The organism is Amycolatopsis sp. WAC 04197, from assembly GCF_003947475.1.
GTDB lineage: Bacteria > Actinomycetota > Actinomycetes > Mycobacteriales > Pseudonocardiaceae > Amycolatopsis > Amycolatopsis japonica.
Genome location: NZ_QHJK01000011.1, coordinates 101,759 through 123,958 on the forward strand (window position 1 = coordinate 101,759; position 22,200 = coordinate 123,958).

19 protein-coding genes are annotated in these 22,200 nt (G+C 68.8%); 13 read left to right on the plus strand and 6 right to left on the minus strand.

Going from position 1 to position 22,200, the window contains the following annotated elements; translation table 11 throughout:
* Nucleotides 1–40: 40 nt before the first annotated feature.
* A complete protein-coding gene (locus DMC64_RS35075; protein WP_016333932.1) occupies nucleotides 41–628 on the plus strand; it encodes a TetR/AcrR family transcriptional regulator in 588 nt (195 codons plus the stop codon).
* A gap of 69 nt (nucleotides 629–697) precedes the next feature.
* On the opposite strand, the gene DMC64_RS35080 is transcribed toward DMC64_RS35075, so the two are convergent.
* Entirely contained in the window at nucleotides 698–1,633 is a 936-nt protein-coding gene (locus DMC64_RS35080) for an alpha/beta hydrolase (RefSeq protein ID WP_125736988.1), read from the minus strand.
* Nucleotides 1,630–2,616, minus strand: coding sequence for a methyltransferase dimerization domain-containing protein (locus DMC64_RS35085; protein ID WP_125736989.1), 987 nt, complete (start codon nucleotides 2,614–2,616; stop codon nucleotides 1,630–1,632). The genes DMC64_RS35080 and DMC64_RS35085 overlap by 4 nt, the downstream gene beginning before the upstream one ends.
* A gap of 234 nt (nucleotides 2,617–2,850) precedes the next feature.
* Here DMC64_RS35085 and DMC64_RS35090 point away from each other — a divergent pair, with 234 nt between their 5' ends.
* The 5 genes from DMC64_RS35090 (at nucleotide 2,851) to DMC64_RS35110 (ending at nucleotide 8,775) form a co-directional block, all read left to right on the plus strand.
* On the plus strand, nucleotides 2,851–4,611 hold the full coding sequence (locus DMC64_RS35090) for an ABC transporter ATP-binding protein (protein WP_125736990.1): 1,761 nt from the start codon (nucleotides 2,851–2,853) through the stop codon (nucleotides 4,609–4,611).
* The gene (locus DMC64_RS35095; RefSeq protein WP_125736991.1) at nucleotides 4,608–6,188 is read left to right on the plus strand and encodes an ABC transporter substrate-binding protein; all 1,581 of its coding nucleotides are present in this window, start codon (nucleotides 4,608–4,610) and stop codon (nucleotides 6,186–6,188) included. The genes DMC64_RS35090 and DMC64_RS35095 overlap by 4 nt, the downstream gene beginning before the upstream one ends.
* Nucleotides 6,185–7,129, plus strand: a complete 945-nt coding sequence (locus DMC64_RS35100) for an ABC transporter permease (protein WP_007029119.1) — start codon at nucleotides 6,185–6,187, stop codon at nucleotides 7,127–7,129. The genes DMC64_RS35095 and DMC64_RS35100 overlap by 4 nt, the downstream gene beginning before the upstream one ends.
* Nucleotides 7,126–8,046: an ABC transporter permease gene (locus tag DMC64_RS35105; protein ID WP_125736992.1), complete on the plus strand. Its 921-nt coding sequence runs from the start codon at nucleotides 7,126–7,128 to the stop codon at nucleotides 8,044–8,046. The genes DMC64_RS35100 and DMC64_RS35105 overlap by 4 nt, the downstream gene beginning before the upstream one ends.
* A 75-nt stretch (nucleotides 8,047–8,121) precedes the next feature.
* On the plus strand, nucleotides 8,122–8,775 hold the full coding sequence (locus DMC64_RS35110) for an alpha/beta fold hydrolase (protein ID WP_125737169.1): 654 nt from the start codon (nucleotides 8,122–8,124) through the stop codon (nucleotides 8,773–8,775).
* 271 nt (nucleotides 8,776–9,046) lie between these two features.
* On the opposite strand, the gene DMC64_RS35115 is transcribed toward DMC64_RS35110, so the two are convergent.
* Entirely contained in the window at nucleotides 9,047–9,988 is a 942-nt protein-coding gene (locus DMC64_RS35115) for an aldo/keto reductase (protein WP_125736993.1), read from the minus strand.
* A 69-nt stretch (nucleotides 9,989–10,057) separates the two neighbouring features.
* Between DMC64_RS35115 and DMC64_RS35120 the strand changes: the two genes are divergently transcribed.
* The gene (locus tag DMC64_RS35120) at nucleotides 10,058–10,774 is read left to right on the plus strand and encodes an SDR family NAD(P)-dependent oxidoreductase (RefSeq protein WP_125737170.1); all 717 of its coding nucleotides are present in this window, start codon (nucleotides 10,058–10,060) and stop codon (nucleotides 10,772–10,774) included.
* On the opposite strand, the gene DMC64_RS35125 is transcribed toward DMC64_RS35120, so the two are convergent.
* On the minus strand, nucleotides 10,691–12,070 hold the full coding sequence (locus DMC64_RS35125; protein ID WP_199755192.1) for an amidohydrolase: 1,380 nt from the start codon (nucleotides 12,068–12,070) through the stop codon (nucleotides 10,691–10,693). The genes DMC64_RS35120 and DMC64_RS35125 overlap by 84 nt on opposite strands.
* 50 nt (nucleotides 12,071–12,120) lie before the next feature.
* Between DMC64_RS35125 and DMC64_RS35130 the strand changes: the two genes are divergently transcribed.
* Genes DMC64_RS35130 through DMC64_RS35140 form a run of 3 tightly spaced genes read left to right on the plus strand, consistent with a single transcriptional unit; the run spans nucleotide 12,121 to nucleotide 15,109 of the window.
* A complete protein-coding gene (locus tag DMC64_RS35130; protein ID WP_125736994.1) occupies nucleotides 12,121–13,224 on the plus strand; it encodes a zinc-binding dehydrogenase in 1,104 nt (367 codons plus the stop codon).
* A gap of 8 nt (nucleotides 13,225–13,232) precedes the next feature.
* Nucleotides 13,233–14,189 carry an aldo/keto reductase gene (locus DMC64_RS35135; RefSeq protein ID WP_125736995.1) on the plus strand — a complete coding sequence of 319 codons (957 nt, stop codon included), beginning with the start codon at nucleotides 13,233–13,235 and terminating at the stop codon, nucleotides 14,187–14,189.
* Complete coding sequence (locus DMC64_RS35140) at nucleotides 14,186–15,109, plus strand: alpha/beta hydrolase (RefSeq protein WP_125736996.1); 924 nt, start codon at nucleotides 14,186–14,188, stop codon at nucleotides 15,107–15,109. Before DMC64_RS35135 ends, DMC64_RS35140 begins: the two co-directional genes overlap by 4 nt.
* Here DMC64_RS35140 and DMC64_RS35145 read toward each other — a convergent pair.
* On the minus strand, nucleotides 15,093–16,538 hold the full coding sequence (locus tag DMC64_RS35145; RefSeq protein ID WP_125736997.1) for a GMC family oxidoreductase: 1,446 nt from the start codon (nucleotides 16,536–16,538) through the stop codon (nucleotides 15,093–15,095). The genes DMC64_RS35140 and DMC64_RS35145 overlap by 17 nt on opposite strands.
* A 137-nt stretch (nucleotides 16,539–16,675) precedes the next feature.
* Here DMC64_RS35145 and DMC64_RS35150 point away from each other — a divergent pair, with 137 nt between their 5' ends.
* Nucleotides 16,676–18,109 (plus strand): aldehyde dehydrogenase, encoded by a 1,434-nt coding sequence (locus DMC64_RS35150; protein ID WP_038514403.1) that lies wholly within the window; start codon nucleotides 16,676–16,678, stop codon nucleotides 18,107–18,109.
* The gene (locus DMC64_RS35155) at nucleotides 18,106–18,777 is read left to right on the plus strand and encodes a GntR family transcriptional regulator (protein WP_125736998.1); all 672 of its coding nucleotides are present in this window, start codon (nucleotides 18,106–18,108) and stop codon (nucleotides 18,775–18,777) included. The genes DMC64_RS35150 and DMC64_RS35155 overlap by 4 nt, the downstream gene beginning before the upstream one ends.
* Here DMC64_RS35155 and DMC64_RS35160 read toward each other — a convergent pair.
* On the minus strand, nucleotides 18,774–19,667 hold the full coding sequence (locus DMC64_RS35160; RefSeq protein WP_125736999.1) for a helix-turn-helix domain-containing protein: 894 nt from the start codon (nucleotides 19,665–19,667) through the stop codon (nucleotides 18,774–18,776). The genes DMC64_RS35155 and DMC64_RS35160 overlap by 4 nt on opposite strands.
* Nucleotides 19,668–19,915: 248 nt before the next feature.
* Here DMC64_RS35160 and DMC64_RS35165 point away from each other — a divergent pair, with 248 nt between their 5' ends.
* Nucleotides 19,916–22,138, plus strand: a complete 2,223-nt coding sequence (locus DMC64_RS35165; protein ID WP_158634285.1) for a hypothetical protein — start codon at nucleotides 19,916–19,918, stop codon at nucleotides 22,136–22,138.
* The last annotated feature ends 62 nt before the right edge of the window (nucleotides 22,139–22,200 follow it).

A 22,200-nucleotide genomic window follows, 5' to 3' on the forward strand; every position in this document is an offset into this window, starting at 1 on the left:
CTCCTACACTGGTAGAAGAACCAGTGCGGGAGGTCTGCCGATGCCGAAGATCATCGACCACGACGAGCGGCGCAGCCATATCGTCGACGTCACCTGGGATTTGATCACCCAGGGCGGGATCGAGGCCGCCACCATGCGCGAGATCGCGGCGGCCGCCGGCTTCGCCAACGGCGCGCTCAAGCTGTACTTCCCGAGCAAGGAAGACATCATCCAGGCCACGTACGAACGCGCTCTCGGCATGATGCGCGAGTACGTGGAGCTGGACGAGCTGCGCGGGCTGACCGCGCTCCGCGAGCTGTGCGTCTCGTCGATGCCCATCGACGAGGACCGCATCGCCGCGGGGCGCGTCCTGCTCACCTTCTGGCAGCTGTCGCTGACCAACCCGAAACTGCAGGACAAGTACCTCGAGCACATCCGCTCGTGGCGGGGCCTGCTGCACCGGTATCTCACCGAGGGCCGGGAGGACGGCGACATCGTCACCGAGACGCCCGACGAGCAGCTCGTCGACGAGGTCGTGCTGATCAACGCCGGGGCGAACGTGATGAGCCTGGTCGCCGGGGAGTTCTCGACGATCGCTCTGCAGCGGCAGCACCTGGAGTCGTTCTTCGCGCGCCTGACCCGCCCCTGACCCTACGCACTACCGCATTTAGTCCTCTGAATGCGGTAGTACGTAGGGCGAACAGGCGCATTCAGAGGACTAAACGCGGGGGTCGAAGGTCCGGGTCAGGAAGCTCGCCACGTGCCGGTGCGAGCGCGGCGACGCGGGAAGATCCGTGTAGAGACCGTAGAAGCCGTGGATCTGGCCCGAATACCGCGTCATCTCCACCTGGGTCCCCGCATCGGTCAGGCGCCGCGCGAACTCCTCCCCTTCGTCCCGCAGGACGTCGTACTCCGCCGTGAGCACCAGCGCCGGCGGGAGCCGGGTCAGGTCTTCAGCGCGCAACGGCAGCAGGTACGGATCGTTCAGCTGCGCCGGATCCGACACGTACTGCTCGAAGAAGAACCGCATCGCCCCCGCGGTCATGCCGAAACCCTCGGCGAAGTCCACATAGGACCGGAACCCGTCGTCCGGATGCCCGAAGACCGGGCAGATCAGCACCTGCGCGGCCAACGCCGGCCCGCCCCGGTCGCGGGACATCATCGACACCACCGTCGACAGGTTGCCGCCCGCGCTTTCGCCGCCGATGGCGATCCGCGCCCCGTCCACCGAAGGACCGGCACCGCCCGCGGCGAGCCACTCGACGACGGCGTAGCAGTCGTCCGGGGCCGCCGGGTACGGATGCTCGGGCGCGAGCCGGTAGTCGACCGCGACGACGGCGACCCCGGCCGCGTTGCACACCGCCCGCGACGCGACCTCGTTCTCGTCGATCGACCCGATCGTCCACCCGCCGCCGTGGATCCAGACGAACGCGGGCACCGGCGCCGTGGCCTCCGGCAGATAGATCCGCACCCGCACACCGGAAGGCAGGACGTGGTCGCTCACCGAAGCGACTTCTTCGACCGAATCGGGACGTCGCCACGAAGCGGCGAACGCGGCGCGCAACTCGGGAGCCGTGAGCGGCCCAGCCGGAGCCTCCGAGGGAGCGCTACGGGCCAGCAGTTCCTTGACCGCGGGATCGAGGGTCACGGTCACACCGCTTCCGCGACGAGCACCCGCGGGCTGCCCGGCAGCGCGAGCCGGTCGGTGACCCGCCAGCCGGCCTCGTCCAGCCAGCCACGGACTTCGGCCTCCGGGTAGACGACCGTCCCGTCGATCACCAGGTACTCCCCCGCGTGCAGCGCGTCGATCGGCCGCTGGACGGCGTCGTCGTCGAGGAAGAAGTCGAGCAGCAGCAACGTCGCCCCCGGCGCGGCGGCGGCACGGGCGTTGCGCAGGATCCCGGCGTTCTGCCCGGCGTCGAAACGGTGGACGACGTGGTTGACCATCACCAGGTCGAACTCGCCCTCGGGACGCGCGGTGGGCGTCTCCGCCCCGATGACGGTCGCGCGATCCGCGAGACCCGCCTCGGCCGCCGCGGTGGCGACCGACTCGGTGAAGCCCGGATCGAAGACGAACGTCGTGTGCAGCTCGCCGTTGGTCTTCATGGCTTCGACGGCGAACGCGCTCGACAGACCACCGAGGTCCAGCGCCTTTCGATGGGAGCCGAAATCGTACGCGCCGGCCAGCATCTTGGCGTGCAGGGCGTTGTACGTCATGACCCCGGCCATGAACGTGCCCCAGCGCGCGTCGTCCATCTCCAGCTTGCCCGGCTCGCCGCTGTCGGCCGTGTGGCCGAACTGCAGCCAATGCGGGTAGCTGATCGAGTCCAGGAACGTGAGGAACGGCGCCAGATCGAGGTCCCCGCCACCGAGGTACTCCGCGGCGTCGGCGGCCGGCGCGTAGCGTCCGTCCACACGGGACAGCAGACCGAGTGATGACATGGCGTCACCGAGGATGCGGGTGATCTTCTCCGGTTTGCCGGTCTTCTCCGCCAGTTCCGCGGCGGTCAAGGGCCCGCCGGCGAGCGCGGTGAACAGGCCGATCCGGCTCGCCGCGAAGAGTTGCTTGGCCGCCATGTAGCCCACGGCGATGTCCACGATCCGCTCGGGACCGGCAGTCTTGGTCGACCCGCTCACGGGTGCCCTCCTTAGCTCGTTTCCGCCGAGAGTCTACAGACGTAGACAAAAGAATCCAGTGCAAGTTTTCGCCCACCACCAGGAAAAACCTGCCGGATATCAACTTCCTACATTCGTAGAATATACCCATTGACAGCGCACTCCCCCAGTGTCAACATGCGTAGAACTACCCCCGCCGGAGGTCCGTTCCCCGGCAGTGCGGTCCGCTCCGGGCGGGCTCGGGAAAGGGGATTCATGACCCTGCTCGAATTACGAGAACTCACCGTCGGTGTGATCGCCGACGAAACCGAACGCGAACTGGTCCGCGAACTTTCGTTCGACCTCGACCAAGGCCGGACACTCTGCGTGGTCGGCGAATCCGGCAGCGGTAAAACGGTGACGGCCTTGTCGATCATCCGGTTGCTGGAGTTCGTCGCGCCGGTGTTCACCCGCGGCGAGATCAGCGTCGACGGCGTCGATCTCACGCGGCTGTCCGCCGACGAGATGCGCGCGTACCGCGGCCCGCGGATCGGCATGATCTTCCAGGAGGCGCTGGATTCACTCAACCCCAGTCAACGGGTCGGCAAACAGCTGATCGAGGCCTACCGGAAGCCCGGTTCGCTGCCACGTCAGGCCGCGCGCAAGGGAACGCCGTTGCACCGCGAGGCCGAGGCGAAGGCCCGAGGCCTCTTGAAGGAGGTCGGCCTCACCGACACCGACCGCGTGCTTTCCCTGTACCCGCACCAGATGTCCGGCGGGATGCAGCAGCGCGTGATGATCGCGCTGGCCCTGATGGCCGACCCGAGCCTGCTGATCGCCGACGAGCCGACCACGGCGCTGGACGTGACCACGCAGGCGGAGATCCTCACCCTGTTCGACCGCGTGCGCCGCGACCACGGCACTGCGTGCGTCTTCATCACGCACGACATGGGCGTGGCCGCGCAGGTCGCGGACCGGATCGCGGTGATGTACCGGGGCGAACTGGTCGAGCTCGGGTCCACAGAGGACATTCTGCACTCGCCGAAGCATCCCTACACCAAGGCGTTGCTCGACTGCGTCCCGCAGCTCGGGGTGAGCAGACGCGACGGCTTCCCCACCATCTCCGAGGCACTGCTCGAAGCCGCGATGAACGGCGAGTCGGCGGTCGCGACCGAGACCAGGTCCTTGAGCCGCCCGCAGGCCAGGGAGACGGACGAGGGCACCGCGCTCGTCATCGAATCGGTGTCCAAAGTGTACGGACGGCGCGGCCGGTTCTCGCTGAGCCGCGAGCCAGAGGTGCACGCGGTCAAGGACGTCTCGCTGGAGATCGCGCCGGGCGAGTTCTTCGGCCTGGTCGGGGAATCCGGTTCGGGCAAGACCACGCTCGGCCGTCTGGTGAGCGCGCTGGAAGCCCCGACCGAGGGCACCATCGCCTTCGGTGAGCACCGGTGCACGCCGTCCGGGCTCGACGGCGACGAGCGCGCGTTCCGCCGTCGCGCGCAGCTCATCTTCCAGGATCCGCAGAGCTCGCTCGATCCCCGGCACACCGCCGCCAGGATCATCGCCGAGCCGCTGCGGGAGCTCACCGGCCTCCGCGGCGCGGAACTCGACCGCCGCGTCACCGAACTGATCGACGAGGTCGGGCTTCCCTCCGACACCGCGAAGAAGCTGCCATCACAGCTCTCCGGCGGACAACGGCAGCGCGTCTCGATCGCCCGCGCGATCGCGGCCGAACCCGACCTCATCGTCGCCGACGAGCCCACCTCCGCGCTCGACGTCTCGGTGCAGGGCCAGGTGATGAACCTGTTGCTGGACCTGCGGCGCACCCGCGCGCTCAGCTTCCTGTTCATCACGCACAACCTCAGCCTGGTGCTGTCGGTCGCCGACCGGGTCGGCGTGATGTACCGGGGCGAACTGATCGAAATCGGCGAACCGGACGAGATCCGGCTCCACGCCCGGCACGAGTACACCCGCCGTCTCCTCGCGGCGAATCCCGAACTGCCCGCCCACCCCCACACTGGAGTGCGGAACCCATGAGACGAACCCTGACCTCGGCCGCCCTCGGCCTGGCGACCGTCCTGCTGATCGGCTCGTGCATGGGAGGGCAGGCGGGCGGTGGCGCCGCCGACGGACCCCCGAAGCCCGGCGGCAACCTCAACGTGGCCGTGCCCACCGATCCGCAGTCGCTCGACATGGTCGCGAACCCCGGCCAGGTGACCGCGCATATCGGCAACATGATGTACGAGAAGCTGTTCGAGGTGGACCGGAACTTCACCTCGCGGCCCATGCTGGTCGAGGACTACACCACCAGCCCGGACAGGCTCACCTACACCTTCAAACTGCGCCAGGGCGTCACCTTCCACGACGGCAACCCCCTGACGTCCGAGGACGTCGTGGCGAGCCTGAAGCGGTGGCAGCAGGTGCACCGCACCGGTCAGCTGGTCACGCCGGACATCGAGGCGATCACACCGACCGACCCGGCGACGGTGACCATCAAGCTCAAGCAGCCGCGGTACCCGCTGATCAACGAACTCGCCGGCGCGGGCACGGAGATCTACGAGGCGAAGAACCTCACCGGTGTCGCGCCGACCGGGTTCGCCCAGGACAAGGCGATCGGGACCGGCCCGTACAAGCTGAAGAGCTGGGACATCGGCCGTGAACTGGTGCTGGAGCGATACACCGGCTACAAGTCCCGGTCCGAAGAGGACTGGGGCGGGCAGGCGGGCGCCAAGCACGCGTACCTGGACACGGTGACCTACAAGGTCGTCTCCGACCAGGACGCGCTGATCAACGGCCTGCAGACCGGCCAGTGGGACCACATCATGCCCACGAACGACCAGTACGAGCCGCTGCGCAACAACCCGGCCGTGGTCGTGCACAACCTGCCCGGCGGCAACGACAACGTGGTGATCCCGAACTTCAACACCGGTTCGAAGTTCGCCGACCCCCGTGCCCGCGAGGCGCTGAACCTGCTGCTGGACAAGCCCGCGATCAACGCGGCCACCGGCGGCAGCAAGGACCTCACCGTCGAAACCGGCGCCTTCGCCTCGCCGGACAACAAGCAGTTCTATTCCACCGCGGGCGAAGAGGTCTACAAGGCGCACGACCCGGAGAAGGCCAAGCAACTGCTGGCCGCGGCGGGCATCACCGCCGGCGCGACGATCCGCATCGTCACCACGAACTCGTACCCGGAGTTCGGCAAGTGGGCCGTGCTGATCCAGGACAGCCTGTCGAAGATCGGCATCAACACCAAGATCGACACCTTCGATTTCGCCACCATGCTCGGCACGCTGACCAAGGAGCCGGGCGGCTGGGACATCACCACGCTGTTCTTCGACTCGGCGCTGACCTCGCCCGCGCAGATGCCGGCGCTGACCCTGGGCACGCTGAACGGTTCGACCTCGCCCGAGCTGGACGGGCTCATGGCGGAGTTCAACGCCTCGACCACCCCTGAGCAGGCGAAGGCGGTGGTGGACAAGCTGCAGGCGTTCACCTGGAAGCAGCTTTCGGTGATCACCCTGAGCCAGTCCAGGCTGTACGCGGCCTACTCCCCCAAGCTCAAGGGCTACGGCGACTTCTACCGCGTCTTCTGGAACACCTGGCTGGCGTCATGACCGGTCTGCTGCTGCGCAGGCTGCGCGATCTGGTGATCATCCTGGTGATCGTCGGGACGATGATGTTCTTCGTCATCCGGCTGATCCCCGGTGATCCGGCACAGGCCATCCTCGGCCCGACCGCGCGACCGTCCGATGTGGACGCCCTGCGGGAGAGCATGGGACTGAACGGGCCCTTGTGGGAGCAGTACCTCACGTGGGCCGGGAACGTGCTGCACGGCGACTTCGGCACGTCGATCACCTATCACGCCCCGGTGCTCGGCGTGGTCGCCGACCACATCCTGCCGACGCTCACGCTGGCCGTGCTCTCGACGGTGATCAGCTTCTTCCTCTCGGTCGCGATCACCTCGTGGCAGGCGGTGTCGCCGCGCAACCCGGTGGCGCGGGCGCTGGACCGGCTGTCCGCGCTCGGCATGGCGATGCCGGACTTCTGGATCTCGCTGATGCTCGTGCTCGTCTTCTCGGTGACCCTGCGCTGGTTCCCCTCCAGCGGCTACGAGAACCTGTTCACCGATCCGGCGACGGCGGTGCCCGCACTGGTGCTGCCGCTGACCGTGCTGGTCATCGGGCAGACCGCGTTGTTCGTGCTCACCCTGCGGGAAAGCCTGCTCGGCGAGCTGCCGCTGGCGTATCTGCGCACCGCGCGGGTCAAGGGGCTGTCGGAGCGGCAGGTGATGACCAAACACGTCCTGCCGAACGCGCTGATGCCGCTGATCACCCAGCTGGGCAGCAATTTCGCCATGCTGGTCGGCGGCATCGTGATCATCGAGTCCATCTTCGTCGTGCCGGGGCTCGGCCATCTGCTGATGGGCGCGGTGTCCACCCGCGACTTCCCGCTGATCCAGGGTGTGACGCTGTTCGTCGCGGTGCTGTTCGTACTGGTCAACCTGCTGGTGGACCTGTCGTACGCGCTGCTCGACCCGAAGGTGCGTGTCTCGTGAGCGTCGCTCTAGTGGAAAAGACGTCGCCGGTGCGCGAGAAGCCGTCGTCCGGCCGCGCGGCCAAGGTGTTCCGGCGCAACCGGATGCTGGTGATCACCACCGCGTTGCTGGCGGTGATCGTCCTGGCCGTGATCGTGCTGCCGTTCTTCCTGCCGAGCGTCAGCGCGACCGACCCGGTGAACCGGCTGCTGCCACCGTCGGCCGCGCATCCCCTCGGCACGGACTCGTTCGGCCGCGACGTGCTCGCCCGCCTGGTCTCCGGTGGGCGGGCGTCGCTCGGGCTGTCCGCTCTGATCACCCTGTGCGCGGCCTTCACCGGCCTGGTGATCGGGCTGATCAGCGGGTTCTTCCGGGCGGCCGACGCGGTGCTGATGCGGGTGATGGACGCCTGGATGTCGTTCCCGGCGATCATCCTCGCGATGGCACTGGCGATCTCGCTCGGTGCGAGCATCTGGACCGAACTGATCGCGCTGACGGTGATCTTCACGCCGTTCACCGCCCGCGTGATCCGCAGCCGCGTGCTCGGCATCGCCGGCCGTGCCTACATCGGCGCGGCGCGGGTTTCGGGGATGAGCCGGTGGAAGATCCTCGTCGTGCACGTGTTCCCGAACGTGCTGCCGCTCGCGCTGGTGCAGGTGGTGATCCTGTCCGCCGCGGCGATGCTGGTCGACGGGGCGATGAGCTTCCTCGGCCTCGGCATCGCTCCCCCGACCCCGACCTGGGGCAACATGATCGCCGAAGGCCGCTCGTACCTGGTGCAGGCGCCGTGGCTGGTGATCGTGCCCGGCGTGACGATCATGGTGTGCGTCTTCCTGCTGAACCTCATCGGATCGTCGCTGCGGATCGCCGTCGACGCCCGCGCGCGGACGCTGAGCGAGATGCAGCGCCTGCGCACCCGCCGCCCCTCCGGCAGCTGAGAAAGGATCCCGTTGTCTGCCACTACTTCCCTGGCCGTGCGCCGATTCGCCCCCGAAACCGTCTCGGGACCGCCGGTGCTCCTGGTGCACGGATTCGCCTCCGACGGGCACACCGACTGGATCACCACCGGATGGCCCGCCGCGCTCACCGCCGCGGGCCGGGAGGTGGTGATACCGGACCTTCCCGCGCACGGCTCCAGCCCGGCCCCCGCGGGTTCGCTCGGTGCCGTCGCGATCACCGCGGAACTGTCGCGGCTCGTCACCGATCTGTCCGAAGTGGACGTCGTCGGGTACTCGCTGGGCGCGCGGCTGGCCTGGGAGCTGCCCGCGCAGGCTCCGGTGCGGCGGCTCGTGCTAGCGGGGGTGAGCCCGTTCGAACCATTCGGCGCCGTCGATGTGGCGGCCGCGCTGGCCTTCGCCGGTGGCGGTAAGGCTCCATCGGATCCGCTAACCGGGATGATCGCGCATATGATCACCGCGCCTGGGCGGAATCCCACCGCGCTCGCGCGGTGCATCGAGGATCTGCGCGCCGAGCCTTTCGCGCCGGTTCTCGGTGCGGTGGCCGTGCCCACCCGGTTCGTGGCGGGAGTGGAGGATCCGGTGAGCCAGGGTATCGAGACGCTGGTGGAGCTGGTGCCGGGCGCGGATCTCGTGCGGGTGCCTGGGGATCATGGTGGGGCTCTGCGGAGCGCTGAGTTCAAGGCGGCCGTGCTCGATTTTCTCGGCTGAGGATTGCGCTTGTGTCATGAAAGGGTCGTTCAGGACATCTTTCGTCCTGAACGACCCTTTCATGACATCTGGAGCGTGGTGCGGGCCGCCCCGTCGGTTACGAAAGCCACTTTCGCAACGTTGAAGGTTGCGAAAGTGGCTTTCGCAACATCTCCCCTCGCGACGCTTCCCGAGACACGACCAACGCTATGAAAGGTCCTTTCCTTGCAAATTTTGCAAGGAAAGGACCTTTCATAGCGTTCGCGCCCGGCTCGCGACACGCCACCGGGGATCAGAACGTCCCATCCGCGGCGACCGAGCGGTCCAGCCAAAGATCCTCCAGAGCCGCCCGCACCTCCGCACCACGAGAAGCGGCCAACGCGACAGCACCCAGGTTGTCCTCCAGCTGAGCCATCCGGCTCACCCCGAACAACACGTTCACGACCGGCTCGTACGCGAGACAGAACGCGACAGCCAGCTGCGACGAACTCACCCCGAAGTACCCGGCGACGGCGGCGACACGCGCGGCGGCGGCGCGGATCGACTCTCGGATCTCGCCCGGATCCGCCCCGATCTTCCGTGACGGGGTCTTCCCGAGCAGCACCCCGCCCTCGAACACGTCCGACGCCTGCAAGGTCAACCGGCCGGCCTCGAAATGCTTACCGTAGAAGGAACCTTCGGCCATCGACCGACGCGCGATGCTGTACTTCAGCTGAGCGAAACGAGGCGCCGGAAGCCCTTCTGCCGCGGCGAATTCCAGCGCCAGGTCGAGGTCCGCGGCGCGCCAGTTGTTCACGCCCCAGACGTCGAAGCGGCCCAGGCGGATCTGTTCGGCCACCTCGGTGACGATGCGTGGAATGTCCGGCCGCTCGAAGTAGTCACCGACCACGACGGCTTCCGCACGCTCGACACCGACGCGGTCGAACGAAGTGGCGAACTGCTCGGCGAATCCGGTGTTCGGGTAGTCCCAGAGCCAGAGTTTGCCGCACAGCTGGTACTCGTCACGCTTGATTCCGGCGGCGCGGACCGCCTCGCCGAACAGGAGATCCGTGCGCGACTGTTCGGCGTGCGGCCCCATGTCGTAGTGGGCCACGTCGAACAGCGTGACCCCGGAATCGACGGCAAGCCGGATCAGGCGCACCGCGTCGTCGAAATCCATGCGGTCCCACGTGTTCCAGGATCCCAGGCTCAGCGCCGAAGTGGTGAAGCCCAGTCCGTTCCGCTTCTCGTCCACGAGTTTTCCTTTCGCTGGCAACGGAAACAAGTTTTAGTCTACGATCGTAGAATGAACAAGAGACTCGTAGTGGTGACCGGCGGTGCCAGTGGCATCGGCCGCGGAGTCGCCGAAGCCTTCCAGTCCGCGGGCGACCGCGTGGTCATCGCCGACGTCGACACCCGGGCGGCCCACGACCTCGCCGCCGAACTCGGCGCGGAGCACGTCGAACTCGACATCTCCGACCCCGGATCGGTCGACGCGGCGCTGGCGCTCGTCACCGATCGCTTCGGCCCGGTCGAGGTCCTGGTCAACAACGCCGGTCTCGCCGGTGGCGGCGGACCGTTGGTGGGACTGGACATCGGCGTCTTCGATCTGTGCATGCGGGTGAACTTCCGCGGCACCTTCCTGATGACCCGCGCGGTCGGGGCGCAAATGGTCGAGACGGGCACCCGCGGCACCATCGTCAACATCACCTCCATCGGCGCCCGGCAGCCGACCCCGGGGCTCGGCCACTACGAGGCCACCAAGGCCGCCGTCGAGGCGCTCACCCGCTCGGCCGCGCTCGAACTGGCGCCGCACGGCATCCGGGTCAACGCCGTCGCACCCGGACCGGTGCTCACGCCGATGACCGCCGGATTCGCCGCCGACACCGCCGCCCGCGCGGCGTGGGAAGCGAGGATTCCCTTGGGAACCATCGCTTCCGTCGCCGACGTGGTGCCGTCAGTCCTGTTCCTCGCCTCCGCCGACGCCGGCCATCTCACCGGGGTGAGCCTCCAGATCGACGGCGGGCAACTGCTCACCTGAGTACACGACGCGGCCGCCGGACACGGTGAGTTCCACACCGACGTCCGGCAGGTCCGCGAACGCGATCTCGAGCGGATTCGCCGCCAGCACGCAGAAGTCCGCGACACGGCCGACGGTCAGCGATCCCTTCCAGTCCGCTGCGCCGTCCTGCTCGGCGGCCGCGACCGTGTAGCAGCGCAGCAACCGGGTCATCAGCCCGGCGTCCACTTCGGACGCGGCCAGCATCCTGGCAGCCGCCGCGATGTGCACCCGCCAGTCGGGGGTCACCACGGGCGCGTCACTGCTCAAGGTCAGCGGAACACCCGACGCGAGCATTTCCGCCAGCGGCCAGGCGCGGGCGCCGACCTCGGCACCGAGCGCGTCCGTCAGCATTCCCCGCATCGCCACCGCGATCGCGGGCTGCGTGGTCAGGCCCACCCCCGCCGAAGCCATCCGCACCAGCTGATCCGGGGTCACCAGATCGCCGTGCACCAGATGATCGCCGCGGCGAAGCGATCCGAGCGAGGCTTCGATGCTGCGATCCCCCGTGGCGTGCACGGCGACCGTCATCCCGGCGTCATGGGCGAGCCGGATCATCGCGGCCAGATTGCCCGCGCGGCCCGGATCGTCGTCGCCCTCGACGAGGAGCGCGCCGTGCGAACCGTCGGCGTAGCAATGATGTGTCCACGCGGAGCGCATCGGCGGGATGCCGTCGGCGAAGATCTTCACCCCGGGCACGGTGAGCCACAACGGATCCGCGGCCGGCGACGGGGTCGCCAGCCCTCGCTCGAAGTCGTCCAGCGAGCTGGCGCCGTCGAGCAGGCCGAACAAGCGCAGCGCCGTAACCCTCGCGCGCAGCAGGCCCTCCTCGGCCAGCGCCGCGTACTCCTCCAGCACTTCGGCGCCGAAACAGCCCGTCTCGCCCGGGCCCAGACCGGGTTCGGTGTAGCTCGTGATGCCCAGCGACGCGCACAGCTCACCCGCGCGCAGGATGGCGGCCCGCCGTTCGGCCGCGGTCCGCACCGTTTTCTCTTCTCCCCCGGTGAATCCGGCGCCGCCGATCAGGGTGTCCGGCCAGCGCGCGCCGAGCCAGGTCGCGTGCAGGTGCGCATCGTTGATCCCGGGCAGAACGGTTCTCCCCGCGAGGTCGATCACCTCGGTGTCCGGGCCGATGTGGTCCAGCGCGACGTCACCGAGGGCGACGACCCGGTCTCCTCGCACGGCCATCGCCCGCACGACGGTGCCCGCCGGGTCGAAGGTGAGCACAGGACCGCCGCGAACCACGAGCGAAGCGGGACGAATACGTTGCGACGGCATGGTTTCCTCCAGGATCTGGACTTTTTCTCCTACGACTGTAGACTAAAAAGATGGTCAACAGAACCGAAGCGGCGGTGCTCACCGAACACGGCTCCGCGCTCACCTTGCGGGAACTACCGCTGCCCGAGGAGCCGGAACCGGGCGCCGCGCTGGTCCGGATCACCTGCACCACGTTGTGCGGCACCGACGTGCACCTCTGGTCCGGCCAGATGACCTTCCCCGGCATGCTCCCGATGGTGCTGGGACACGAAATGGTCGGCGAGGTGGTGGCCGTCGGACCGGGCACCACCGACACCCTCGGCCGCGAGATCGCCGAGGGCGACCGTATCGGCTGGTCCGAGTCGACCTGCGGAAAGTGTTACGGCTGCACGATCTTGCGCGAACCGGTCGCCTGCGAGAAGCGCGGCTACGGATTCCTCCAGCGTTCCGACGTCTTCCCGTACGCCACTGGCGGACTCGTGCGGCACTGCTACGTGACTCCCGGTGCGGCCAAACTCCTGCTTCCCGGCGACGTCAAGGACACCTGGGCGTCGATGTCGGGCTGCGCGGGCAAAACCGTGCTGCGCGCCGTCTCCCGCGCCGGCGGGATCCGCCCCGGTGCGACGGTCGTGGTCCAGGGTGCGGGCGCGCTGGGCGTGTTCGCCACCGCGGTCGCGCGGATCTCCGGCGCGGGTGACGTGATCACCATCGGCGGGCCCGGCGACCGGCTGAAGACCGCCGAGCGGTTCGGGGCGACGGCGACGATCCCGGTCGACGGCACCGTCGAAGACCGCATCGAACGGGTCAAGGAACTCACCGACGGCCGGGGTGCCGATCACGTCTTCGACTTCGCGGGCGGGCCGACCATCGGCGAGGAGGCCGTCGCCTTCGCCGCCCAGCGCGGCACGATAGCGATCGTCGGCTCCACCGGCCCCGTGCCCTCCCCCGTGGCGCTCGGCACGGTGATGGGCAAGGAACTCACGGTCGTCGGTTCGCTCAACGGCGACATCGCCGACTACCACCGCTCGGTGGACTTCTTCCGCACCTTCGCCGATCGGCTGCCGTGGGACCAATTGTTCAGCGAACCGGTCGGTCTTTCCGAAGCCTCCCGACGTGTCGAGTCGATGTCGCGGCTCGGCGAACTCAAAGCCGTCATCGATCCCCGCCTCCCCTAGGAGAACCAATGGCCATCCCCCAGCGGCGCATCGGCCGCGACGGTCCGCTCACCGGCGTCCTCTCGCTCGGCTCCTGGCACACCTACGACCGGATGGACTTCCGCGAGGCGGTCGACCTCGTCCGCACGGCGGTCGATTCCGGCATCACGCTCTTCGACGTCGGTGTCTACGGATTCCCCGGCGCCACACCGGTCTTCACCGACGTGCTGTTCTCCGCGATGGTCCGCGCCGCGGGCCTCCGCCGCGAGGACTACCTGCTTTCGGCCAAGCTCTGGTTGGAGGGATATCCCGAGCACAACCTCCGCGATCAGCTGGACAACGCGTTGTTCCGCGCGGGTGTCGAGCACGCGGATCTCGTGGTACTGGGCGATCTCCGGCGCGACGACACGGACCTGCACCAGCTCGTGCTGGATCTGAACGAGCTCCGCGAGGCCGGGCTCATCCGGCACTGGGGCGTCAACAACTGGTCCGCCACCACGATCCGGGCCTTGCACGATTTCGCCGCGGCCGAGAACGTACCCGGACCCGCCATCGCACAGCTGAAGTACAGCGTCGCGCGACGGTCCATTCCGGACGGTGAACCGTTCGCGAAGGTCTTCGGCGAACTCGGCGTCACACTCCAGTCTTCGGACATCTTCGAGGGCGGGGTCCTGCTGGGCAAGAACAGCGGCGCGCGTCAGGTGGGCCGCGACCCCGGCGACATCCGCGAACGCATCGCCGCCTCCGCCCCGGCGCTGGCGAAGATCGCGGCCGACCTGGACGCGACACCGGCACAGCTGTGTCTCGCCTTCACCCTCACCCATCCGGCCAACACGACCACCCTCTTCGGCGCGACGAGCACCGAGCAGCTCAAGGACAACCTCGGCGCCGTCGACCTCGTCGACCGCGTGGGCGCGGAGCGGCTCCGTGAACTGGTCGAGCCGTACTGGGCCGACCGCGGCGTCGTCGATCCGGAGGGACCGTGACGGCCTTCGATCCCGAACTCGCCGGAGCCCTCGAAGGTCTGCCCACCGGGCCGCCGCTGAGCGCGGATTCGCTGGCGAGCATCCGCCAGGCGATGGCCGAGGGCAACCTGACCTGCGCCGAGGCGATCGGCGACCGGGATCTCGTCTGGGAAGACCACCAGGTGCCCGGCACCGACGTCATCGTCACCGTCGTCAAGCCGCAGGATGCCCGCGACGCGCCGGGGTTCTACAACATCCACGGCGGCGGAATGGTGCTGGACGACCGGTTCGCCGACCTGCCCCGGATGGTCGCGCTGGTCGAGGAATTCGGCTTCGTCGCGGTGACCGTGGACTACCGGCTCGCCCCCGAGCATCCGCATCCGGCGCCGATCGAAGACTGCTACGCGGGCCTGACCTGGATGGTCGAGCACGCGGCCGAACTCGGTTTCGATCCCGGACGGCTGATCGTCGGCGGTGGCAGCGCGGGAGGCGGCCTCAGCGCCGGGATCGCCCTGCTGGCCAGGGATCGCGGCGGACCGGCGCTGGCCGGGCAGCTCCTGCTGTGCCCGATGATCGACAGCCGCAACGACTCGGCGTCCACAGTGGAATTCGCGGAACGCGGTGTTTGGGGACGTGAGGCCAACGAGTTCGGCTGGCGTTCGCTCCTCAATGGACAGACATCGCCGTACGCGGTCCCCGCGACCGCGGAAGACCTCACCGGACTTCCGCCCGCCTTCATCGAGGTCGGCGCGGCCGAGATCTTCCGTGACGAGGACGTCGACTACGCGCGGCGGCTCTGGCGGGCCGGTGTGCCCACCGAACTGCACGTCTGGGCGGGCGCGTACCACGGTTTCGACCGGATCGCCCCGGACAGCGAGGTGACCCGGGCCGCGCTCGCCGCCCGGGCCTCCTGGCTGCGCCGCACTATCGGCCGAGCATGAACCTGGCGGCCTGTTCGCCGACCAGTACCGCCGGCGCGTTGGTGTTGCCCGTGGTCACCCGCGGCAGCACCGACGCGTCGGCGATCCGGAGCCCGCTCAGCCCGTGGACGGCGAGCTCCGGGTCGACGACGGAGTCCGCGTCGGTGCCCATCCGGCAGGTCCCGACCTGGTGGTGGTAGGTGATCGCGGTCCGGCGGACGTATTCGCGGACATCGGCCTCCGGTCCCGGGTACAGCTCGCGGGCGCCCCATTCCTCCGCCAGAGCGGACGCGCGGCCGATCTCCCGGCACTGCTCGACCGACGCGACCAAGCTCTCGAAGTCGGCCGGATCCTCCAGCGCGGCGAGATCGATCAGTGGCATGTCGTCCGGGTCCGGTCCCGAAAGCCGCAGACTGCCCCGGCTGCGCGGCGTGACCATGCCCGCCATCAGCGAGAACCCGGTCTCCGGACCGGTCATCCACTCCTCGTACATCGGCACGCTGAAGTGGATCGGCTGGGTGTCGGGCACCGGCAGGCCGGGACGGCTGCGCCAGAACAGATGCGTCTGCGTGACCGAACGGCCGGGCGCGGGTGGGTCGACCGGACGGCGATCGGTCGCGAAGATGACCGGCGAGAGCAAGTGGTCGTGCAGGTTCTTCCCGACGCCCGGCAGCTCGGCGACGACGTCGATACCGTGTATCTCCAGTTCGTCGACCGGGCCGACGCCGCTGCGCAGCAGGATCGCCGGTGACGCCAGCGCGCCGGCGGCGAGCACGACCTCGTCGGCGAAGACCTTGCGCAGTTCGCCATCGACCTCGGCCAGTACGCCGGTCACCTTGTCGCCCTCGAAGAGCAAGCGGTGGACGAGCGCTCCCGTGTGGACGGTCATCCGTTCGGCGGCGGGCTGCCCGTAGGCGAGCCAGGTGTTGAGGCGTTTGCCGTCGCGGGTGGTGACCTGCTGCACGGACACGCCGTCGAGTTCGTCGCCGTTGTAGTCCGGGTTGAACGGCAGCCCGATCTCCATCGCCGCGTCCACAATGGACTGCTGGATCGGATGCAGCGGCTCGTTCGGCACGACGTCGAGCAGATCCTTCTCGATCCGTTCGAACACCGGGCGTACGTCGTCCCAGCGCCAGCCGGGCACGCCCCAGCCGTCGTAGTCGGCCGGGGCGCCGCGCACCCAGATCATCGCGTTGAGCGAATGCGACCCGCCGAGCACCTTGCCGCGCGGCAGATGCAGCCGCCGGTTCGCCGCGTGCGGCTGCGGCACGGTGTAGTAGTCCCAATCCTCCGGGCCGTGCCACAGCTCACCGGCCCGCGAAGGGTCGTGAATGGCCGGATTCGTGTCCGGCCCGCCCGCTTCGAGCAGGGTGACCCACACCCCGGAGTCGGCCAGTCTCCTGGCGACCACCGAACCGGCCGAACCCGCTCCCACCACGATGACGTCCATGTCCCCACCCTCGCAAGGCACGCGGACGTCCGGCGGATTCGGTTCGCTGGCCGACAATCGGCGTGCCCTGGCGGGCAAGACCGGAGACGCCGCGGCGCCCGATACTCGATCACACACCGGTCGAGGAGGAGCTAGCCATGGCCACACGCCTGTTCATCGACGGACAGTGGACCGCCGCGGGAGGCGGGTCCCTGCCGACGTACGATCCGGCCACCGGCCAGGTGATCGAGGAGGTCGGCACCGCGTCGGCCGCCGACGTCGACGCCGCCGTCGGTGCCGCACGGAAGGCGCTGAACGACCCCGCCTGGGCGGGACTGCTGCCGGTCCAGCGGGCCGCGCTGCTGTTCAAGCTGGCGTCGCTGGTCGACGAGCACCACGAGGAGCTGGCCGCGCTCGAAACCCGCGACCAGGGCCAGCCGATCGGGATCTCCCGCCAGGTCAGCGTCACCGGCGCGGCCGAGCACCTGCGGTACTTCGCGGGCTGGGTCACGAAGATCCAGGGCACCACGAACCCGGTGTCCTTCCCGGACACGCTGCACTACACCCGCCGCGAGCCGGTCGGGGTGAACGCGCTGATCACGCCGTGGAACTTCCCGCTGATGATCCTCGTGTGGAAGCTCGCGCCCGCACTGGCCACCGGCAACACCGTGGTGATCAAGCCCAGCGAGGTCACGCCGCTGACCAGCATCCGGCTGGTCGAGCTCGTGCACGAGGCCGGGTTCCCGCCGGGCGTGGTCAACTTGGTCACCGGCGACGGCGCGGTGGGCGCGCTCCTGAGCAGGCACGACGACGTCGACCACCTGTCCTACACCGGGTCGACCGCGGTCGGGAAGCTGATCACGGCGGCCAGCGCGGAGTCGAACCTCAAGCGGCTCACCCTCGAACTCGGCGGCAAGGCGCCCAGCATCATCTCGGGCGACGCCGACATCGACGCCGCCGTCGCCGGCAACCTCGCGGGTGCGACGTTGAACAGCGGCCAGGTCTGTGCCGCGTACACCCGGTTCTTCGTGGACCGCAAGCGTGAACAGGAATTCGTCGCGAAACTGGCCGCCGGGCTCGAAGGTCTCAAGCTCGGTCCGGGGCTGGACGAGTCGACGCAGCTCGGGCCCCTCGTGTCCGCCAAGCATCGCGAGCACGTCGACTTCCTCGTCTCCACCGGCAGCGAGCAGGGCGCGGAGCTGGTCACCGGCGGCAAGCCCGTCGACCGCGACGGCTACTTCTACACCCCGACGCTGTTCGCCGGCGTGGCCGACGACATGACGATCATGCGCGAGGAGATCTTCGGCCCGGTCCTCGCCGTGACCGCCTACGACGATCCGGACGAGTTGCTGGCACGGGCGAACGACACCGAATACGGGCTCGCGGCCACGGTGTGGACTCGCGATCTCGGCGTCGCGCAGCGGTTCGCGAACGGCATCCGCGCGGGCGCGGTGTTCGTCAACATGCCGCCGATCCCGGACATGGCCGCGCCGTGGGGCGGGTACAAGGCGTCGGGCTGGGGCCGCGAGATGGGGCCGTGGGCGATCGACGCGTACACCGAGATCAAATCAGTCTGGCTGCACTACTCGTGACCGCGGGCGACGCGGTGAACTCGACCGCGATGAGCAAGTCGCAGATCGCCTATCACTGGATCAAGGCGAGGATCGACGACGGCACCTTCTCCCCCGGCTACCGCCTCGTGTTCGGGCAAATCGCGCAGGAGCTCGGGGTCAGCACCGTGCCCGTGCGCGAGGCGGTGCGGCGGCTGGAGGCCGAGGGGCTGGTGACCTACGAGCACAACATCGGCGCGCAGGTCGCGATGGCCGACGAGAGCGACTACCAGCACACCATGCAGACGCTCGCGCTGGTCGAGGGGTACGCCGCCGCGCTGGCGGCGCCGTCCCTCCCCGCTGAGGCGCTCGACCAGGCCAAGGGACTCAACGCGGAACTGACGGCGTGTCTCGACAACTTCGAGCCGTCGCGGTTCACCGCGCTGAACCGCGACTTCCACCGTGTCCTGTTCGGCACCTGCCCCAATCCGCAGGTGCTCGATCTGGTCAACCGCGGCTGGAACCGGCTGGCGGGGCTGCGCACCTCGACGTTCAGCTTCGTCCCCGGCCGCGCGCACGAATCCGTGCAGGAGCACCAGAACATCCTCGACCTGTTCGACCGGAACGCTCCGGCCGGGGAGATCGAACTGGCCGTGCGCGAGCACCGGCTGACCACTTTGGAGACCTTCCTGGCCTGGCGGCATCCCTAACCCGGGACCGCCTCCGGTGGCGGGAAGGCGTAGAACCGCACGGAAAGCTCCTGCTCGTCGTCCGCCGGGCGCCGTCGGCGATGGCAGTACCGCGTGATCAGCTCGCGGTACTCCGCGTCCAGTTCCCGGAATTCCGCCTCGGTGAGCCGTGCCGAAGTCCGCTGCGCCGTCGCCCACGGACCGAACTCGTCGCGGTGCTCCGCCGCCCAGGACAGCAAAGCGACCTCGTTCGCGTACTTGGCGTCGAGGAACGCGGTGACCCGCTCGCGATCCTCACCGTCGTAGTCGTCCGGCTTCGGCTCGCGCAGGTCGTGCGGGATAGAGAGCCAGTTCCCTTTCCGGTCACGGCGCACGAAACCGTTGTCCTGCAATGTTTTCAGACATTCAGCGACTTCGGCGCGTGCCAGCCCGGTCCGGCGCGCGACGTCCTCCTCGGCGGCGGGAAGCGCGCGCGTCACCAGGTGGTAGCGCGGGTCCTCGCGCATCGCGATGTCGTTCAGGTTCACCGATCGCTTCGGCAGCGCGTCACCCAGCAGCCGGCGCGCGGCGAAGGCCAGGACCACGGCGACCGGGATCTCGACGAAGACGGCGAGCGCGACGCTGGTCCATCGCTCGGACGACGTCCAGCCGAGCATGACGTCGAACCACGCGTCACAGCACAACATCGCGGCCGTCGCCGACAGCAGCGGCACAGCAGCCCGCCGCCGGCGCATCCCCAGCCACGCTCCCGCCGCGAAGCAGAGCAGGAGCGCGACGTCGAACCCGACCCAAGCCGCACGCCACTGCCCGGTGTCGTACCGGTCGGGCAGGGTGTGCGCGAGGTAGACGGTCCAGGGCACGAGCAGGACCGCCGCACCGGCGAGCACCGTCAGGAGCATCCGTCGGATCATGATCACGACGTTAGAAGCGGGCGGCGGTGGGGACATCCGGGCTTTCCCCTGGTCCGGCCTCAGGGTCGCGGTACTCGCCCGAACGGCCGCTACCGGAGCTCAGCCGGGTGAAGGTAGATTCCCAGAGCCCGTTTTGGGCTTTCTCTGGGGGAAACATGAGTACTGCGCTGGACGCTTCACGTCCACTGTCGACTTTCAGATCCCGAGTGGCGGCTTTGGCCGCAGGGATCCTCACGCTTTCATCGGTCGTGACGGGCTTCGCCGCCGAGGCCGCACCCGTCTCGGCCCTCACCTCACCGGCGTCGAGCTTCACGGCCGTTCAGCCGACCCGGTTCCTGGACACCGTCCGAGGCGTCGGGATCCCGGTCGGACCGGTCGGCGCCCGCACCACGGTCACCGGCAGCGCGGCGGGCCTGGCGCCCGAAGGCACCACCGCGGTCGTGGTGAACGTCTGGGCGGAAGGCCCGACCGCGGACACCGCGGTGACCGTCTTCCCGCATGGCACCGCGCGGCCGAACCTGCCGAACCTGGTGGTGCAGAACGGTAAACGACGGTCCAATCAGGTCACCGTGCAGGTCGGCGCCGACCGGGCACTCGACTTCTACAACGAGTCCGGGTCGACCCACCTGGTCGTGAGCATCATGGGGTACTACACGACCGCGCCGGGTTCGCGGTACACCCCGGTCAGCGCCGCGCGACTGCCGATCGCCTCGATCGGCCCCAACGCCACGACCCGGCTGGCCCTCACCGGCGAGGTCCCGGCCACGGCCACCGCGGTCACTTTCAGCTTGACGCTGAGCCAGCCCACCGTCGCCACCTACGTCACCGCTTCTCCCGCTGCCACGCCACGTCCGACCATGGCGAGCGTCGCCGCGTACCCGGGCGGTCAGGGCTCGAATCTGATCACGGTCAAGATCGGCGCCAACCGCTCGATCGACCTGTACAACCTGGCCGGCACGGTACAGGTGGAAGCCAACGTGATCGGGTTCTACGCCACCGACTACGGAGCGCTCTTCACCCCGGTGGCCCCGGAACGAGTCCTCGACAGCCGCACCGGTCTCGGCGTCTTCGACGGTCAGGCCCGGAAGATCGGCCCGAAGAGCGACCTGTCCTACCGGCTGCAACGGTCGATTCCGTCCAACGCGCTCGCGTTGGCGCTCAACCTGACCGGGTACTCGGCGACGGCGAACACCGCCATCACCGCCTGGGAGAATCGATCGAGCAGTGAACCGCCGCCCAGTGTGCACGTGGTTCCGGGGCAGACCATCTCGGTGGCGGTCGCCCCGCTCGTCGGATCCATCTTCGGGTCTCCCGCCACCGCCGGTGACGTCGTCCGCACGACCTACGTCCACAACCGCGCCGGTTCCATCGACGTGACGGCCGATCTGTCGGGCTACTTCACGCTGCCTCCCGCCGACTGCCTGGTGAATTGTGTGACGACGTGGGGGCCCTACTCCTGGGAGCAGGGCGACGTGCTCCCGATGGCGATGAAACCGTTCAGCGGCCTGAGTGACGTCGTCGAACTCGCCGGCTGGTCCGACAGCGGATACGCGTTGCGTGCCGACGGTACCGTCAAAGCCTGGGGCGCCACCTCGGCCGGACGGCTCGGCAACGGCTGGTGGGCGGGCGGCGCCACCACCTCGGAGTCCCCGGTCCCCGTCGTGGGGCTCACCTCCGTCAAAGCCATCGCTAGCGGTGACACCAAGGGCTACGCGCTGAAGTCCGACGGCACCGTGTGGCAGTGGGGCCAGAACGTCGTCACGCCGGTGCAGGTCTCCGGGCTGACCGGGGTCACCGCCATCTCGGCGTCCAGGGAAGCCGGATACGCACTCAAAGCCGACGGCACGGTGTGGTCGTGGGGCGGCAACACCCGCGGTGAGCTGGGGAACGGCTCCACGGTCTCGAGCTCCTCGACTCCGGTGCGCGTCTCCGGGCTCACCGGGATCAAGACCCTAGGTGCTGCGAGCGGCGACAACGGCTACGCGATCAGAACGGACGGCACGGTCGCGGCTTGGGGTGACAACTCCCAGGGCCAGTTGGGCAACGGAGTCACGTGCACGACACCGTCGGCTTGCTTTTCCCGGGTCCCGGTCCAGGTTTCCGGCTTGACCGGGGTCACCTCGGTGACGGGTAGCTGGGCGCGCGCCTTCGCCCTGAAATCCGACGGCACGGTCTTCTCGTGGGGTGACAACAGGAGCGGCGGACTGGGCAACGGCTCGGACTGTGGCCCGGGCTGCCTGTCCACAGTCCCCGTACAGGTCCGTGGCGTGGCGGATGCCAAGGCGGTCGGGCGGTTCGGCGGAGGCGGTTACGCGGTCCGCGCGGACGGGACCGTCCTGGGCTGGGGCAGCAACGACAGCTTCGGGCTGGGCGCCGCTGTCATGAGCTATCCGTATTACACGACGGTACCGGTGGAGGTCCCCGGTTTGAGCGGTGTCAAAGCCATCACGGACGGCCTCGCTCTGCGATAGAAACCGCGGGTTACCGCCGGTCCGGCTCCGTACCGGGCCGGCGGTCCGCCGAACGGGGCGAC